Annotated in this window: 1 pseudogene; it reads left to right on the top strand. The window is 53.9% G+C overall.

What is annotated here, in order from left to right:
* Positions 1–50: 50 nt before the first annotated feature.
* Positions 51–683: pseudogene (locus tag HK24_RS13330) on the top strand (IS5 family transposase); the annotation flags it as partial.

Genomic DNA, 683 nt, shown 5'->3' with positions numbered 1-683 from the left:
CATTGATTTGATTGTGGAAATCTGATTCAGGCTCTGTGAGGAGACTGAAGATGAGCGATCTGTTTTGGCTGACGGACGAACAAATGGAGCGTCTGCGGCCGTTCTTTCCCAAGAGCTACGGCAGACCCCGTGTTGATGACTGTCGTGTGTTGAGTGGCATCATTTTCGTGAACCGTAATGGGATGCGCTGGCGTGATGCGCCCCGGGAATACGGCCCCCACAAGACGCTCTACAACCGTTGGAAGCGTTGGAGCGACATGGGCGTTTTCATGCGAATAATGGATGGCCTGTCTGCTGCGAAAGCCGAGCCTCAGACGATTATGATTGATGCGACGTCTCTCAAGGCGCACCGCACGGCTTCGAGCCTGCGGCTAAAAAGGGGATCCAGGCCGTTTGATCGGTCGCACCAAAGGCGGTATGAAGACCAAGTTCCATGCGGTCACTGATCAGAACGGACGACCGCTGAGCTTTTTCATGACGGCGGGACAGATCAGCGATTATACTGGTGCTGCTGCCTTGTTGGACAGTCTTCCTATGGCACAGTGGATGCTGGCAGACCGAGGTTATGACGCCGACTGGTTCAGAGACGCCCTGGAAGAGAAAGGGATAAAGCCCTGCATTCCAGGACGGAAATCTCACGGAAAACCAGTCAAATACGACAAGCGAAAATACAAACGCCGCAA

The organism is Gluconobacter sp. DsW_058 (genome assembly GCF_002153615.1).
GTDB lineage: Bacteria > Pseudomonadota > Alphaproteobacteria > Acetobacterales > Acetobacteraceae > Gluconobacter > Gluconobacter cerinus.
This window is presented reverse-complemented; position numbering and strand designations above follow the sequence as displayed.